Origin of the sequence: Streptomyces thermodiastaticus, assembly GCF_014656135.1 — a bacterium.
In the GTDB taxonomy this organism is placed as follows: domain Bacteria; phylum Actinomycetota; class Actinomycetes; order Streptomycetales; family Streptomycetaceae; genus Streptomyces; species Streptomyces thermodiastaticus.
In genome coordinates this window covers 66,760-80,359 of the sequence record NZ_BNBV01000004.1, presented here as the reverse complement: position 1 = coordinate 80,359, position 13,600 = coordinate 66,760, and the positions used below count along the sequence as shown (strand labels likewise).

Annotated in this window: 14 protein-coding genes and 1 pseudogene; 9 read left to right on the top strand and 6 right to left on the bottom strand. The window is 72.2% G+C overall.

What is annotated here, in order from left to right; translation table 11 throughout:
* On the top strand, positions 1–225 hold a 225-nt coding region (locus tag IE286_RS27050), incomplete at its 5' end, for a hypothetical protein (protein ID WP_229861983.1).
* 149 nt (positions 226–374) lie between these two features.
* Entirely contained in the window at positions 375–1,307 is a 933-nt protein-coding gene (locus tag IE286_RS05670) for an alpha/beta fold hydrolase (protein ID WP_189795504.1), read from the top strand.
* A gap of 92 nt (positions 1,308–1,399) precedes the next feature.
* On the opposite strand, the gene IE286_RS05665 is transcribed toward IE286_RS05670, so the two are convergent.
* Positions 1,400–2,293 carry an NYN domain-containing protein gene (locus IE286_RS05665; protein ID WP_189795694.1) on the bottom strand — a complete coding sequence of 298 codons (894 nt, stop codon included), beginning with the start codon at positions 2,291–2,293 and terminating at the stop codon, positions 1,400–1,402.
* A 237-nt stretch (positions 2,294–2,530) separates the two neighbouring features.
* Between IE286_RS05665 and IE286_RS05660 the strand changes: the two genes are divergently transcribed.
* The gene (locus IE286_RS05660) at positions 2,531–2,683 is read left to right on the top strand and encodes a DUF8834 family protein (RefSeq protein WP_505014447.1); all 153 of its coding nucleotides are present in this window, start codon (positions 2,531–2,533) and stop codon (positions 2,681–2,683) included.
* Positions 2,684–2,890: 207 nt separating this feature from the next.
* On the opposite strand, the gene IE286_RS05655 is transcribed toward IE286_RS05660, so the two are convergent.
* The 3 genes from IE286_RS05655 to IE286_RS05645 form a co-directional block, all read right to left on the bottom strand.
* On the bottom strand, positions 2,891–3,496 hold the full coding sequence (locus IE286_RS05655) for a MarC family protein (RefSeq protein ID WP_189795503.1): 606 nt from the start codon (positions 3,494–3,496) through the stop codon (positions 2,891–2,893).
* A 268-nt stretch (positions 3,497–3,764) separates the two neighbouring features.
* On the bottom strand, positions 3,765–4,622 hold the full coding sequence (locus IE286_RS05650) for a PHP domain-containing protein (RefSeq protein ID WP_189795502.1): 858 nt from the start codon (positions 4,620–4,622) through the stop codon (positions 3,765–3,767).
* A 131-nt stretch (positions 4,623–4,753) separates the two neighbouring features.
* The gene (locus tag IE286_RS05645; protein ID WP_189795501.1) at positions 4,754–5,395 is read right to left on the bottom strand and encodes a DUF6758 family protein; all 642 of its coding nucleotides are present in this window, start codon (positions 5,393–5,395) and stop codon (positions 4,754–4,756) included.
* A gap of 107 nt (positions 5,396–5,502) precedes the next feature.
* Here IE286_RS05645 and IE286_RS05640 point away from each other — a divergent pair.
* Positions 5,503–6,478, top strand: a pseudogene (locus tag IE286_RS05640) (MFS transporter); the annotation flags it as partial.
* A 50-nt stretch (positions 6,479–6,528) separates the two neighbouring features.
* Here the strand turns inward: IE286_RS05640 and IE286_RS05635 are convergent.
* A complete protein-coding gene (locus IE286_RS05635; RefSeq protein ID WP_189795500.1) occupies positions 6,529–7,125 on the bottom strand; it encodes a suppressor of fused domain protein in 597 nt (198 codons plus the stop codon).
* A 567-nt stretch (positions 7,126–7,692) separates the two neighbouring features.
* Here IE286_RS05635 and IE286_RS05630 point away from each other — a divergent pair.
* On the top strand, positions 7,693–8,808 hold the full coding sequence (locus tag IE286_RS05630; RefSeq protein WP_189795499.1) for a magnesium and cobalt transport protein CorA: 1,116 nt from the start codon (positions 7,693–7,695) through the stop codon (positions 8,806–8,808).
* 22 nt (positions 8,809–8,830) lie between these two features.
* Positions 8,831–9,346 (top strand): hypothetical protein, encoded by a 516-nt coding sequence (locus IE286_RS05625; protein WP_189795498.1) that lies wholly within the window; start codon positions 8,831–8,833, stop codon positions 9,344–9,346.
* Positions 9,347–9,377: 31 nt separating this feature from the next.
* Here the strand turns inward: IE286_RS05625 and IE286_RS05620 are convergent, their stop codons facing one another.
* Positions 9,378–10,136, bottom strand: a complete 759-nt coding sequence (locus IE286_RS05620; protein ID WP_189795497.1) for a hypothetical protein — start codon at positions 10,134–10,136, stop codon at positions 9,378–9,380.
* Positions 10,137–10,429: 293 nt separating this feature from the next.
* Between IE286_RS05620 and IE286_RS05615 the strand changes: the two genes are divergently transcribed.
* Genes IE286_RS05615 through IE286_RS05605 form a run of 3 tightly spaced genes read left to right on the top strand, consistent with a single transcriptional unit; the run spans position 10,430 to position 13,493 of the window.
* Positions 10,430–11,701, top strand: coding sequence for a magnesium transporter MgtE N-terminal domain-containing protein (locus IE286_RS05615; RefSeq protein ID WP_189795496.1), 1,272 nt, complete (start codon positions 10,430–10,432; stop codon positions 11,699–11,701).
* A gap of 1 nt (position 11,702) precedes the next feature.
* Positions 11,703–12,317, top strand: coding sequence for a DUF1003 domain-containing protein (locus tag IE286_RS05610; protein ID WP_189795495.1), 615 nt, complete (start codon positions 11,703–11,705; stop codon positions 12,315–12,317).
* Between the two features lie 42 nt (positions 12,318–12,359).
* Positions 12,360–13,493 (top strand): Mrp/NBP35 family ATP-binding protein, encoded by a 1,134-nt coding sequence (locus IE286_RS05605; protein ID WP_189795494.1) that lies wholly within the window; start codon positions 12,360–12,362, stop codon positions 13,491–13,493.
* The last annotated feature ends 107 nt before the right edge of the window (positions 13,494–13,600 follow it).

The following is a 13,600-nucleotide window of genomic DNA, read 5'->3' as shown; positions in this document are numbered from 1 at the left end:
CGCAAGAAGGCCGCCGCCGCCGGCGAGGCCGCCGGCACGACCGGCACCACGGACGCGGCACCGGCCGAGGAGGCCAAGCCGCGTCGCCGTACCCGCAAGGCGGCCGCCTCGGCCGCGGGGGCGGAGATTCCCGCGCAGGCCACCGGTGAGGCGGAGGACGGCACGAAGCCGAGGACGCGTCGTACCCGGAAGACGGCGGCCGCGGTGGAGTCCGCGGACGCCTGACGACGCCCCCGCGTACGCCGCCGGCCCGGTTCCTCCCTGGGACCCGGGCCGGCGGCGTTCCAGGGTGTCCTGCGCCCGCGTGCCGTGTCCCGGATGCCGTGCCCCCGTAGCGTTCGGCGTGTACGGGTCAGGCCCGGTAGCCTCACCGCATGAGCCAGCCGCCGACCTTCGTCCCGCCTCCTGGAGCCCGCGCCCGTCGTCTGCGCACCGCGCGCGGGGAGTTCGCCGTCGTGGACGCCCCCGCGGCGGCCGGCACCGAACCGCGCGGCACCGCGCTGCTGCTGCCCGGCTACACCGGCAGCAAGGAGGACTTCAACCCGCTGCACGCCCCGCTGGCGGCCCGCGGTTACCGGACCGTCGCGGTGGACGGACGCGGACAGTTCGAGTCGGACGGACCGGCGGACGACGAGTCGGCGTATGCGCAGGAGGAGCTCGCCCGGGACGTTCTCGCGCAGGCCGGGGCGCTGGGCACCCGCGTCCATCTGGTGGGCCACAGCCTCGGCGGGCAGATCGCCCGTGCGGCCGTGCTCCTGGACCACTCCCTCTTCCGCTCGCTCACCCTGATGGCCTCCGGGCCGGCTCAGATCTCCGAGGCCCAGCAGCAGCGGGTGAAGCTGCTGCGGGACGCCCTCGCGATGATGACCATGGCCCAGGTGTGGCAGGTCATGCAGGGCACCGAGGCACCGGAGGAGGCCGTCACCGGCGCCGGGCCCGCCGCCTGTGCACCGGCCGCGAGTGCCCCGGCCCCGGCGGTGGCCCGCGCGGAGGATCTGCGCCGCCGCTGGCTGGCCACCAAGCCCGCGCAACTGCTGGCCACCGGACGCCAGTTGTGCGAGGAACCGGACCGGGTCGCGGAGCTGGCCGCCGTCCCGCTGCCGTTCCACGTGCTGTCGGGGGTACGGGACGACACCTGGCCCGTTTCGCTGCTGGACGACATGGCCGCACGGCTCGGGGCCCGGCGCACGGTGATCGACGGCGCGGAGCACTCCCCCAACTGCGACCAGCCGCTCGCGACCGCCCGTGCTCTGGCCGACTTCTGGGACACCGTTCCCGCCGAGGCCGCCGACACCGACGAAGCCTGAGGTCCCGGGCGGGGTCCCCGGTCGTGCCGCCGCCGTCGAGGCCCGGGCCTGCGGGCCTGGAACTGGGTCTGCGAAGGCCCGAGCCTTCGGGCCTAGTACTGGGTCTGCAGATGGTCCCAGAAGCCGTCGCGCAGGGAGCGGCGCAGGTCGGCCTGGCCGCGCAGGGAGTACTGCAGCAGGCTCTCGGCCTCCACCAGCAGGTCCTGGTCCACGGAACCGGGCAGATAGGGGTGGCCGGGGAGGAGTTCGATCAGGGTGTCCCGGCCGCGTTCGGCCAGCCACTTGGCGGCTATCTGGGCACCTACGAAGCGCACGTCGTCGCGGGTCGGCCGGGCGCCGGCCACCGGAAGGGTCGCCGCGGTGCGGCGAGAGACGTAGGGCTTGAAGAAGTCCAGGTCGAGGGTGCGCTGGCTGTCGACCTCCCACAGCAGCGGCTCGGCTTGGTTGCGGCCCTCGGGGGACTCGATGCCCCACAGGTGGACCCGGGCGCCGTAGCCCTGGGCGGCCTCGACCGCCGAGACCAGGTCCTCGTCGCCGCCGAGGAGTGCCGCGTCGCTGATCGCGCGATGCCGGGCCAGCGACTCCAGGTCGCTGCGGATCAGCGAGTCCACGCCCTTCTGCTGGTTGTTGGCGTTGAGATTGCCCAGCCGGACCTTGACGTCGGGCAGTTCGGCGATGCCCTGCTGCTCGGCGGTGTGGATGCGGCGGCGGGCGCCGTCGTACCAGTACACGCGCAGCAGCCGGCTGTCGGCGAAGACCGTGCGGGCACGCTCGATGAGCGCCTCGATCAAGCCGCCGGCGTCCAGGTCGAAGGCGCGGCGGTCCTCCGTCCCGGCGACGAGCCGGCCCACGGCGGCGTAGAGGTACCCGGCGTCGACGAAGATCGCGTGCGTCGAGGGGGTCTTGGCCACCTCGACGAGCATGCGCTCCAGCAGCTCGTTGGTGCGGTCGATGCGGGCGGCCAGCGCCGCGTGCTCCTCGTGCATGCCCTCGTTCATCGCCCTCCATTGTCCCGGCGGTCACGCTGTGAACACAACCGGTCCCGAACGGTCGATCTGGGGCGCTCAGCCTCACCTGATTAGATGGTCGAAAAATTTCCTTAGCGTAGGGAATGTTTCATGTCCACACTGCGTTGATCCTTGTGGAACGCGGGACACCGAACACCCGCGCCTTCCTCACCAGCAATTCTCCTCAGGAGGATGACCAGACGAAGGGAGAAGCCTGTGCGCTTCGAGATCATGCGCCTGGACCACGTGGACGGCACCACCGTAGACAGCACGGTCGTGGACGCCGCCTCCGTCGATCAGATCGTCCGGCAAGCCGCCGAGATCGGCCAGCGACTGTGGATCCGCCCGGCCGAGACCCCTGCCTCATAAGACCTCCGACACCGCCGGGCCTCCGCAGCATCCGGCGCCCGGCGCCTCCGGGCACTCCGGCGCCCACGGCATCCGGCTGCCGCACAGCATCGCGAGCGACGCGAACCGAAGCCCCCGTACGGGTCCTGTTCCGTACGGGGGCTTCGTGCGTGTGCGGGGTGTCCGCGGTGCGGGGTGTCCGCGGTGCGGGAGGCCACGCAGATATGCTCAGGCGCCGTTGATCACCTGGGTGACCCCGTTGATGATCTGCTGCACGGCGATCGCGGAGAGCATCATGCCCGCCAGTCGGGTCACCAGCACCACTCCCCCGTCCTTGATCACCCGGATGATCAGCAGCGAGTAGCGCATCACCAGCCACAGCACCACATGGATGGCGAGGATCGCCGACCACACGGATATCTGCGCGGTGACACTGTGGGCCTTCTGCACGGCCAGGATCACCGAGACGATCGCACCGGGACCGGCCAGCAGCGGCATGCCGAGCGGCACCAGCGCCACATTGACGTCCTTGGTGGCCTTGGGCTCCTCGTTCTTGCCGGTGAGCAGGTCGAGCGCGATGAGGAGCAGGAGCAGCCCGCCGGCGATCATCAGCGCCGGGACGGAGACGTGCAGGTAGTCGAGGATCTGGTGGCCGAGGACACCGAAGACGGCGATGACCCCGCCGGCCACGCAGACCGCCTGGACGGCCATGCGCCGCTGCACCTTCACGGGGCGCCCCGCGGTGAGCGCCAGGAAGATCGGCGTGATCCCGGGGGGATCCATGATGACAAAAAGCGTGACGAACAGAGAGCCGAAGACAGCGACGTCGAACATACGTGTGGTACAGCCTTGCGAGAACGTGCGGAAGGAAGGATGAGGAAGGAAGAGCGTCCGCGGCGTGCCGTCCTGGCCGTCCGGGCACAACGCGCACCGGTCGGGACGCGTTGCACGGCCGGTCGTGTCCGTGCCGGGGCGCAGGACGCGGGCGCGCCCTGCGCGTGGTCAGGTCAGGTCATCCGGCGCAGGCCGCCGGCTCTGCGGTGACCTGCGGGGTGCACGGCACCGGACCGCGGGCGGGAGCGCGCGGACCGCGGGCGGGCGGTCAGGCTCCGCCGGTGCCGGGGACCGGGAACGCGCCGGTCGCCCGGCGGGTGATCTCCCCGTAGACCTCGGGGTCGGTGGTGTAGTCGCCGAGCGCGACGGTCTTGCGGCTGCCGTGGTAATCGCTGGAGCCGGTGACCAGCAGCCCCAGCTCCTTCGCCAGACCGCGCAGCCGCGCCCGCGTGCCGGCGTCGTGGTCCATGTGGTCGACCTCGATGCCGTCGAGGCCGGCGGCGGCCATCTCGGCGATCGCCGACTCGGGGACGGTGCGGCCGCGCTTGGCGGCGGCCGGGTGGGCGAAGACGCACACCCCGCCGGCGTTCTTGACCAGCTGGATGGCCTTGAAGGGGTCGGTCTCGTGCTTCTCCACGTATGCCCGGCCCCCGTCGGCGAGCCACTGGTCGGTGAAGGCGTCGCTCACGGTCTTGACGACGCCCAGTTCCACCAGCGCCGAGGCGATGTGCGGCCGTCCGACCGAGCCGTCGCCGGCGATCCGTGCGACCTGCTCCCAGGTGACCGGGACGCCCAGGTCGTTGAGCTTGGCGATGATGGCCTTGGCGCGCGGCACCCGGTCGTCGCGGGTCAGTTCCCGCTCGGCGAGCAGGGCGGGTTCCTCGGGGTCGAAGAGGTAGGCCAGCAGGTGCATGCTGACGCCGTCGAGCCGGCAGGACAGCTCCGCGCCGGGGACCAGGGTGAGCCCGGCGGGCAGCGCGGCGCGGGCCTCCGCGTGGCCCCGGGTGGTGTCGTGGTCGGTCAGCGCGACCACGTCGAGTCCGGCCGCGGCGGCGTTGCGCACCAGGTCGGCCGGGGTGTCCGTGCCGTCGGAGGCGGTGGAGTGGGTGTGCAGATCGATGCGCACGCGCAGCCTCCTTCAGTGACGGTCGGACGATGACACCCTGAAGGATAACGGCTGGTGGCGGCACCCCTGTCACAGACGGCCCCCGGCTGCGCCCCCTACACGGCGATCATCGCGGCCACGGCGGTCTCCGCTCAGGGGTGCAGCAGGCGCGGGGAGAGCGCGCCGTAGGGCACCAGTTCCACCTCGGCGCCCGCCTCCCGCAGGTCGGCCAGCACCAGCTCGTCGTAGAGCAGCAGCCCGGACTGCTCGGGCCAGACCACGGCCCACAGCCACAGCCCGCAGGCCTCGCCGGCGAAGACGGCGCGGTCGGCCGGGGTGCCGGAGACGAGCCACAGCGGGGTCGGGCGGCCGCCGGCGAGCACCTTGGCGTCCGGCGGCTTCTCCACGTCCAGGCGGGGTCCGGGGTCGGGGCCCCCGATGCCGGCGTAGCGGGCGCCGAGACCCACGCCGAGTTCCTCGGCGACCAGGATCAGCTCACCCATGCCGCCGAGCGGCCCCGGGCCGGAGCAGGCCACCGCGGTGGCCCGGCCGCCGCTGCGGTCGTCACCGGCGCAGGCCACGCCAGTGAACAGCCAGCCCACCGGCAGCGGCCAGGGCATCCACACGGGGACCTGTGCGCGCCGCACGACGACGTTGAGGGCCTCGACGCTGGGCGGGATCACGGGCTGCAGCGGATACACCGTCCCATGCGCATCGCACTGCCAGGAGTCGTTGAAGAGTCCGGGAGCCCTGACCCGGCCACCGCACTTCGGGCAACTGGGTTCGCCCCTCATAGGGCTCCACGGTCCTACCCGTTCCGCGCCGCGTCAAGGACGATCACCCGTCCGGTGGGGACGGGCGGCGGGGCACCGGCCGCCCGAATCAGATGTGCGTTGCATTTACCCTGCTGCTCGGCCTCGCTTTCGTCGTGGTCTTCGCGGCGCTGTCCGGCACCTCCGGCTCGGTCGGCGGGCTGGTCGGCTTCCGGGCCGGCTGGGGTCTGGGCAACGCCCTGTTCGTCTCCACCGCGCTCGCGGTCATCGTCGGCGCGGCGGCCGGCGGCAGCGCGGCGGCCATCCTGCTGTACGAGTCGGCGCTGGGCCTGGGCATGGCCTGCGGCCCGCTGGTGGGCGCTGCTGGGCAACGCAGGCTGGCGCTACCCGTTCTTCGGCACGGCGTTCCTGATGACCGTCGGCTTCCTGTGCATCGCGGCGTTCTTGAAGGAGCAGCCCAAGCCCGCCCGCAGGACCTCGCTGCTGGACCCGGTCAAGGCGCTCGGCCACGGCGGCCTGGCCTCCGCGGCGATCTCGGCGTCCTTCTACAACTACACGTTCTTCACGGTGCTGGCCTTCACCCCGTTCGTGCTGGACATGACGCCGTACAAGTCCGGCGCGGTGTTCTTCGCCTGGGGTGTCCTGCTGGCCGTGTTCTCGGTGCTCGTCGCCCCGCGCGTGCAGGAACGCTTCGGCTCGCTGACAGTGCTCGGCGGCTCGCTGGCGCTGCTCGCCGCGGACGTGGTGATCCTCGGCTACGGCAACCACACCATGGCGATCGTCTGCACCGTCCTGTCCGGCGCGTTCATCGGCGTGAACAACACCGTCTTCACCGAACTGGCCCTCGGCGTCTCCGACGCACCGCGCCCGGTGGCCAGCGCCGGCTACAACGTCGTGCGCTGGTTCGCGGCGGCCGCCGCGCCCTGGCCGGCGCCGAAGATCGAGGAGTGGACCGACATCCACATGCCGTTCGTGGTCGCGGGCGTCACCGCCGTGGCCGGCGCCCTGCTGATCCTGGCCCGGCGGCGGGCGCTGCGGCACGAGGCCGATCAGGCCCGGGCGCCGCACGCCGCCCAGGACGGCGTCGCCGCCTTCGCCGACTGACCGCAGCCCGCCCGCCGGTGAGATCCGTCACGGCCGGCGGGAGCGAACGCTCAGCCGAGCGGCACGGACCTGCGCACCGGATCCCGCAGGTCCGTGCCGTGCGTCAGCCAGCGTTCCCGCAGGGCCTGCGCCCCGTGCACGCGCTTGTACGCCGCCTCGTTCGGGGTCATGGGCAGCAGCGGCAGGAACCGCACCGGATCCAGCGGCTCGTCCAGCTCCAGATCCTCCACCAGCCCGCCCGGCTCGGCCACCAGCACCGAGGTGAAGCCGGCGCCCGGCCACAGGGGCTCCCCCAGGTCCAACGACGCACCCGGCGCCACGACGACCCCTTCGACCTGCGGGGACGCCGCGAGCACGGCGAGCGGACGGAGCACCTTGTCGGTGTCGGCACGCCCCTGACGCACCGACAGCACCAGTTCGGCGCGCGGCCCCTTCACCGGGTCGGCGACCAGTGCCGTGGGGTCGGTCATCGGGTGCGCGGACATGCCGAGGGTGGCGTAGCGGACGAGGGGTCCTTCCTGGTCCTCGTCCCGGAAGCGCAGCACCTCGATGCGGTCCGTGCCGAGGAAGGTGACCCCGGCGCGCGCGTCCGGCTCGCCCAGTGCGGAACGCAACCGGGCCTCGACCAGAGGAAGAACATCAGCCATGCGGCGAGCATAGAACTCGTCAGCAGCAGGCAAAGCGGCGCCTTGACACGCCGGGAAACTGATAGTCTTACCCGGTGGTTCGGGGCCGCATGCAGAAGCATCGCGTCGGGTCCCGGCACCCGAAGGAACTCCCTCACGAGGGACCGGCCGGAGGAGGTGGGGCTGTCATGGATCGAAGTCGACCGTGCAGTAGCACCCGCTCTTCCTGCCGCTGAAGCAGCTGGCTGTCCTGGCTCCGGCTGACCGCCACCTCTCGCCCACGCGCCCTGGCGCGTGTCGCGCGGAAGAGCACCTGGTCCGACCGGCCGTCCGCCTCGGCTCTCCCGGTCGGCGCACCTGGTCTGTCCGATCCGAATCAGCGACGAAGACCGACACCGCGACGGTGCGGTGCTCCCCGCTTTGTGGACGTGCGAAACATCCTTCTTCCGCCGTGACCGGCCCCTGACACGGGAAGGCCTTGCGGCCCCTGTGCCGTGCGTGCGGAAGACCCTGCGGAACGTCCTCATTCCGGGCAGTTCCAGCCGCCGCGCTGCGCCTCTTCGTCGCTCGTCGCGAAGGAGCCCTGCCATGTCCATGATCCGAGACCTGCGTGCCGTGGTCCGCCCGTCCCGCTCCGCGCAGCGCAAGGACACCGGCATCTACGACACCACCCGCGACCCCGCCACGCCCTCCGCCGTCGTCGACTGCGCCGTCTACCGCGACGGCGTGCGCGTGCCGTCCGACGGACCGCTGTCGCCGCAGGAGGCGATGCGCCAGGTGCGGCGCGACGGCGGCTTCGTGTGGATCGGTCTGCACGAGCCCACCGAGTCGGAACTGGCGGGCATCGCCGCGGAGTTCGGGCTGCACCCGCTGGCCGTGGAGGACGCGGTCAGCGCCCACCAGCGGCCCAAGCTGGAACGTTACGACGACTGCCTGTTCACTGTCTTCAAGACCGTCCACTACGTCGACCACGACCGGCTCACCGCCAACAGCGAGGTCGTCGAGACCGGCGAGGTGATGTGCTTCACCGGACGGGACTTCTTCATCACCGTCCGGCACGGCGGGCAGGGCTCGCTGCGCGCCCTGCGGCGCCGGCTGCAGGACAACCCCGACCTGCTGGGCAAGGGCCCCTCGGCGGTGCTGCACTCCATCGCCGACCATGTCGTCGACGGCTACATCGCGGTCGGCGCCGCGCTGCAGGACGACGTCGACGAGGTGGAGACCGAGGTGTTCTCCCCGGGCCGCGGTGGCACCCCGCGCGGCACCGACGCCGGGCGGATCTACCAGCTCAAGCGCGAGGTGATGGAGTTCAAGCGGGCGGTGCTGCCGCTGCTGCGGCCCATGCAGCTGCTCAGCGAGCGCCCGATGCGGCTGATCGACCCGGACATCCAGAAGTACTTCCGGGACGTGGCCGACCACCTGGCCCGGGTGCAGGAGCAGGTCATGGGCTTCGACGAGCTGCTCAACTCCATCCTCCAGGCCAACCTCGCGCAGGCCTCCGTGGCGCAGAACGAGGACATGCGCAAGATCACCGCCTGGGCCGCGATCATCGCCGTGCCGACGATGGTGTGCGGGGTGTACGGCATGAACTTCGATCACATGCCGGAGCTGCACTGGAAGTACGGCTATCCGGTGATCATGGCCATCACGGTCACGATCTGTCTGGGCATCCACCGCACGCTCAAGCGCAACGGCTGGCTGTGACCGGCCTCGTTACCCTTCTGCCATGACCAGCGAGCTGCTCGACCAGGCCCTCATCGAAGAGGCCGGCAAGAAATCCGGACTCGTCTGGGTCGCACCGCCCGGTGCTCCGGCCCGTGCCGTCTGGCACGTCTGGCACGCGGGCGCGGCCTGCCTGGTCGGCGACGGGCCCGGCGAGCAGCCGCTGCACGGGCTGGCCGCCGGGGACACCGTCGAGGTGACGGTGCGCAGCAAGGACAAGGGCGGCCGGTTGGTCACCTGGGCCGCGACGGTCGAGGAGCCGGCCCCGGGCTGTGAGGTGTGGCAGGAGACGGTGGCCGAGCTGAAGAGCAAGCGTCTCAACGCCCCCGACGGAGAGGCCATGACCGAGCGCTGGGCCCGCGAGTGCCGGGTGCTGCGCCTGGTGCCGGCCGGGCGGACCGCGCCGCTGCCGGACGGCTCGCTGGCCGCCGCGCCGCTGCCCACCCCGGCGACGACCCGGGAGCCGGTCCCGGCCGGGCTGCCCCGGCTGCTGCTCAAGAAGCGCAGGCGGCGCGGCTGAGCATCCGCCGTCGCCCGCGGCGGCCGACGGCTCAGGACGCGGGCAGCTGCTTGCCGTAGTCGACCGTCCGGCTCTTGTCCGGCTGCGCCAGCGGCACGTTCTTGTCCCACTCCGAGAAGGTCAGCGTGCCCGCGTCGCCCGCCCGCACCAGGCGCAGCGGATACGGCGTGCCCTCGAGGGACACGTCCAGGGTGCCGCCCGACCCGTCGGAGCCGGTGATCCGGATGGTCCGCGTCCCCGACTCCTTGTGGTAGCCGTCCTTGTCCAGGGTGCCGTGCAGGGTCAGCAGCCCGCCGAGCAGCACCTCCTTGTCGGTGAAGCCGCGCAGCCGCTGGTAGGAGGGGTCGTCCTGGGGCACCTTGACGTACTTGCCGTCGAGTTTCGCGGCGGCGCCGGAGTCCGTGGCGCCGCCCTTGCCGCCGTCGGCGCGGCTCCAGAACGCGGCGTCCGCCTTCAGGTACAGCTGCTGGTCCACCCGCAGCAGGTCGAACGTCGTCCCCTGCGAGGTGACCGACCCGGTGCCGCCCTGGGACGACAGCCGCATGTCGAGCTTGTAGGTGCGGCCCTTGGTGACCACGTTCCCCGACAGCCGCACCGAACGGGCCGCGTCCGCCGCCGCCCGGGTGCGCTTCTGGATCTGTGCGGCGGACAGCTTCCCCACCCCGTTGGTGCCCGCGTCCGGGTCCTGCCCCGAGCATCCCGCCAGCCCCGCACCGGCGACGAGGACCAGTGCGCACAGCGTGCCCCTCAGCGTGTTCCGGCGGGTTCGGCCCAGGGGAAGACCAGTCACAGGTGGCGCTGCCTTTCTGACGTGAGGCGGACGGACGCGGGCGACGCGAGAAAAGGGGTGCGTCGGACGGGACGGAGCAGCCCGGTGCGGCGTACGGCAGCGTACCGGGGCCGTGCCGGCGGCCCGGAACCAGTCCGCGCACCCGGGTCCGGTCCGGACGGACCCGCTCACCAGGGCGCGGCACAACGGAACGGACTAGCCTGAAGCCCGTCCGAGCGGGCAAGCGGAACACACAGCGCATCACACCCATCCGATGCCTCGCGCATCACGGAGCAGGCAAAGGAGGCGCGGCCATGGCAGCGGGCGCCCCGCGGATCTTCGTCTCTCACCTGTCCGGCGTCGCCGTCTTCGACCCGAACGGCGACCAGGTGGGGCGCGTGCGGGATCTGGTCGTCATGCTCCGGGTCGGGCACCGGCCTCCCCGGCTGCTCGGACTGGTCGTCGAACTGCCCACCCGGCGCCGCATCTTCCTGCCCATGACCCGGGTGATCAGCATCGAGTCCGGCCAGGTCATCACCACCGGGGTGCTCAACGTGCGGCGCTTCGAGCAGCGGCCCACCGAACGGCTCGTCTTCGGCGACCTGCTGGACCGGCGGGTGAAGCTGATGGAGACCGGCGAGGAGGTCACCGTGCTGGACGTGTCGGTGCAGCAGCTGCCCGCCCGCCGGGACTGGGAGGTGGACCGGGTCTTCGTCCGCAAGGGCCGCAAGGGCGGCGCGTTCCGGCGCGGCCGGGGCGAGACGCTGACCGTGGAGTGGTCGGCGATCACCGGCATGTCCCTGGAGGAGCAGGGGCAGGGCGCGGAGACCCTGCTGGCCACCTTCGAACAGCTGCGCGCCGCCGATCTCGCGAACATGCTGCACCACCTGTCCGCCAAGCGGCGCGCGGAGGTCGCCGCCGCCCTGGACGACGACCGGCTCGCCGACGTGCTGGAGGAGCTGCCGGAGGACGACCAGATCGAGATCCTCGGCAAGCTGAAGAGCGAACGCGCCGCCGACGTGCTGGAGGCCATGGACCCCGACGACGCGGCCGACCTGCTGGGCGAGCTGCCCGTGGAGGAACGCGAGCGGCTGCTGGGCCTGATGAAGCCCGGCGACGCGGCCGACATGCGCCGGCTGATGGCCTACGAGGAGCGCACCGCGGGCGGTCTGATGACCACCGAGCCGATCGTGCTGCGCCCCGACGCCACCGTCGCCGACGCGCTCGCCCGCATCCGCAACCCCGACCTGTCCCCCGCGCTGGCCGCCCAGGTCTACGTCTGCCGCCCGCCCGACGAGACCCCCACCGGCAAGTACCTGGGCACCGTCCACTTCCAGCGGCTGCTGCGCGACCCGCCCTACAGCCTGGTCAGCGCCCTCGTGGACGACGATCTGCAGCCGCTCGCGCCGGACGCGGCACTGCCGGTGGTCGCCGGGTTCTTCGCCACCTACGACATGGTGGCCGCGCCCGTCGTCGACGAGTCCGGTTCGCTGCTGGGCGCCGTCACCGTGGACGACGTGCTCGACCACATGCTGCCGGACGACTGGCGGGAGACCGAGTACCACCTGGACGAGGGGGCTGCCTGACATGGCGGCCGAGCGCGACACCTCCCGGGAGAAGCACCCGGCCGGCGCCACCGCGGCCGGACGGCCCCGGGGCGGCCGGCTGGACCAGCCGCGCGCGCCCCGGCGCCGGCTGCTGCCCGAGTGGGACCCGGACGCCTTCGGCCGGATGTCCGAGCGCATCGCCCGTTTCATCGGCACCGGGCGGTTCCTGGTCTGGATGACAGTGGTGATCCTGGTGTGGGTGATGTGGAACATAGCCGCGCCCCAGCACCTGCGCTTCGACGAGTATCCGTTCATCTTTCTGACGCTGGCGCTGTCCCTGCAGGCCTCCTACGCCGCCCCGCTGATCCTGCTGGCGCAGAACCGGCAGGACGACCGGGACCGGGTCAATCTGGAACAGGACCGCAAGCAGAACGAGCGGTCCATCGCCGACACCGAGTACCTGACCCGGGAGATCGCCGCGCTGCGCATGGGCCTGGGCGAGGTGGCCACCCGCGACTGGATCCGCTCCGAGCTGCTGGACCTCGTCAAGGTCCTGGAGGAACAGCGCGCGGACGGCGACGGGCAGCACCGTCCGGACGCGTTCGGGGCCATCGGGGCGGAACATCCTCGCGGACGTGACCGGGACGACCGCTGACCGGGTCCCGGCGGCGCGGCCCAGAGCCGTACCATCGACGGTATGGCTACGGAAGACGCGGTGCGCGAAGCACTGGCGACGGTGAACGACCCCGAGATCAACCGCCCCATCACCGACCTCGGGATGGTCAAAGAGGTCCGGATCGGCGCCGACGGTGCCGTCGCGGTCACCGTGTACCTGACGGTCTCCGGCTGCCCGATGCGCGAGACGATCACCGAGCGCGTCCGCGAGGCGGTCTTGCGTGTCGAGGGGGTCACCCGGGTCGACGTCGCGCTGGAGGTGATGAGCGACGAGCAGCGCCGGGAGCTGGCGGCGGCCCTGCGCGGCGGTCAGGCCGAGCGCGAGGTGCCCTTCGCCAAGCCCGGCAACCTCACCCGGGTCTACGCGGTCGCTTCCGGCAAGGGGGGCGTCGGCAAGTCCTCGGTGACGGTGAACCTGGCGGCGGCGATGGCGGCCGACGGCCTGAAGGTCGGTGTCGTGGACGCCGACATCTACGGTCACAGCGTGCCCCGCATGCTCGGTGCGGACGGCCGCCCCACCCAGGTCGAGAACATGATCATGCCGCCGTCGGCCAACGGCGTGAAGGTCATCTCCATCGGCATGTTCACCCCGGGCAACGCGCCGGTCGTCTGGCGCGGCCCGATGCTCCACCGCGCGCTGCAGCAGTTCCTCGCCGACGTGTACTGGGGCGACCTGGACGTGCTGCTGCTGGACCTGCCGCCCGGCACCGGCGACATCGCGATCTCCGTGGCCCAGCTGATCCCGAACGCCGAGATCCTGGTCGTGACGACCCCTCAGCAGGCGGCGGCCGAGGTGGCCGAGCGGGCCGGCTCCATCGCCGTGCAGACCCACCAGAAGATCGTCGGCGTGGTCGAGAACATGTCCGGCCTGCCCTGCCCGCACTGCGGCGAGATGGTCGACGTCTTCGGCACCGGCGGCGGGCAGCTCGTCGCGGACGGCCTGACGCGGACCACGGGCACCTCGGTGCCGGTGCTCGGCTCCATCCCGATCGACGTGCGGCTGCGCGAGGGCGGCGACGAGGGCAAGCCGGTGGTGCTGAGCGACCCCGACTCGCCGGCGGGCGCGGCGCTGCGCGCGATCGCGGGCAAGCTCGGCGGCCGCCAGCGGGGCCTGGCCGGGATGTCCCTGGGCATCACCCCGAAGAACAAGTTCTAGCGTCCCCGCGGCCCGCACAGGGCCCTGCACGGGTCGTGCGAAGGGCGCCGTCCCTCACCGGGGCGGCGCCCTTCGCCGTGCACGGGCGCGGGGCCGGGGCTCCCGCG

Coding starts and splice junctions, on each gene's coding strand:
- IE286_RS05645 (WP_189795501.1), bottom strand. CDS start 5,395: ATGAGGGGCGAACCCAGTTGCCCGAAGTGCGGTGGCCGGGTCAGGGCT.
- IE286_RS05625 (WP_189795498.1), top strand. CDS start 8,831: ATGACCAGCGAGCTGCTCGACCAGGCCCTCATCGAAGAGGCCGGCAAG.
- IE286_RS05670 (WP_189795504.1), top strand. CDS start 375: ATGAGCCAGCCGCCGACCTTCGTCCCGCCTCCTGGAGCCCGCGCCCGT.
- IE286_RS05610 (WP_189795495.1), top strand. CDS start 11,703: ATGGCGGCCGAGCGCGACACCTCCCGGGAGAAGCACCCGGCCGGCGCC.
- IE286_RS05635 (WP_189795500.1), bottom strand. CDS start 7,125: ATGGCTGATGTTCTTCCTCTGGTCGAGGCCCGGTTGCGTTCCGCACTG.
- IE286_RS05605 (WP_189795494.1), top strand. CDS start 12,360: ATGGCTACGGAAGACGCGGTGCGCGAAGCACTGGCGACGGTGAACGAC.
- IE286_RS05615 (WP_189795496.1), top strand. CDS start 10,430: ATGGCAGCGGGCGCCCCGCGGATCTTCGTCTCTCACCTGTCCGGCGTC.
- IE286_RS05630 (WP_189795499.1), top strand. CDS start 7,693: ATGTCCATGATCCGAGACCTGCGTGCCGTGGTCCGCCCGTCCCGCTCC.
- IE286_RS05665 (WP_189795694.1), bottom strand. CDS start 2,293: ATGCACGAGGAGCACGCGGCGCTGGCCGCCCGCATCGACCGCACCAAC.
- IE286_RS05655 (WP_189795503.1), bottom strand. CDS start 3,496: ATGTTCGACGTCGCTGTCTTCGGCTCTCTGTTCGTCACGCTTTTTGTC.